General features: G+C 43.2%; 1 tRNA gene and 1 rRNA gene. Both read left to right on the top strand.

What is annotated here, in order from left to right:
• Positions 1-64: 64 nt before the first annotated feature.
• Positions 65-140 (top strand) — tRNA-Thr (locus CXF83_RS00070).
• Between the two features lie 17 nt (positions 141-157).
• Positions 158-273: ribosomal RNA gene (gene rrf / locus CXF83_RS00075) — 5S ribosomal RNA — on the top strand.
• Positions 274-1,291: the final 1,018 nt, after the last annotated feature.

Here is a 1,291-nt window from a genome sequence, read left to right on the forward strand (position 1 = left end):
ATTAAGTCGTTTATCTAAATGCAGTGAAAAATTCACATAAGACAAATAGATTGCGCACGATTTTGCTGATATGGCTCAGTCGGTAGAGCGCATCCTTGGTAAGGATGAGGTCCCCAGTTCGATTCTGGGTATCAGCACCATTTTTTGAAAGAATTTGTCTGGAAACCATAGAGCTGTGGCCCCACCTGATCCCATTCCGAACTCAGAAGTGAAACACAGTATCGCCGATGGTAGTGTGGGGTTTCCCCATGTGAGAGTAGGTCATTTCCAGGCGCCTATTACTTCTCGTATAGAGAGTTGAAAGCCCGCTATTATATAGCGGGCTTTTTTACGTCTGCAATTTATGGTTTAGAGTTAACTCATTCACGGGACGACAGAATTTAGGGGGAAAATATCAGGTGTGATAGTGATATGGCCATTATGCCGAAATGCGAGAGGGTGATATTTGCTGCTCGTGGCGGGATCTTGCTTCGTTCTGCCTCCTATATTCATACTTTCCGCAATATCCATGGACGTTGTCGGTCCTTTCTTAGCGTCCAATGCATCTCTTATAGATAGTTGAAAGCCACTATCGCTCATTTAGTTTTTCGTTAAATTATCTTCTAGCCTGTTTGGTGCTGATTAATTCAATTCTGTTTTATAGCGCTAGCAGTCATCTGTAAGCATAACAGCAGTGGCAACTTGGAGCAGATCTTAAAAAAATCATTTGCAGTTGTGATTTAATCACCATCACTACCGGATAGTTATCCTTTGCTAGCGATCCCTTTTATTAATCGCTTATTTTGTTGATAATAAGAGGCTGACAAAGGGTAAAATCGACGATCGAAGTGGCGAACGAAAGCGAATGATCATGGGTGTTATTTGATTGCCGAGCAGGATCCCCAAGACATTACCGTCGATTTTGGGTGATACAGGGATGTAAACCTGAGGCATAAAGCTCAAAGTAATGATTATCCTGCCCTGCAAGTTTCCAATACTGTACTAGAATAAGGTTCCCCTACCGAGATTGCCTCATCAATTGAGGCGTGAATTGTGGATAACACTGTGGGTAAGTGGTGGGTAGGGTGTGGCTATCCCGTATCTATTAAAAAAGGCTGTTTTAAGGGAGAAAAGCGCTTGCGCTCAGTCGGGATCTCCCTATAATACGCATCCACTGACACGGCACAGCAGGCCAACTACTTAGGTAGCACGGAACTTGCAGCGGTGTTAGAGAGTTAAATCTCCTCGGAAATTTAATTCAGGTGACAAGTGCTTTAAGGGCTTCGGTTTTGACTTCTGATTAAGAAAGCAT

Source organism: Shewanella sp. Choline-02u-19, assembly GCF_002836205.1.
Lineage (GTDB): Bacteria > Pseudomonadota > Gammaproteobacteria > Enterobacterales > Shewanellaceae > Shewanella.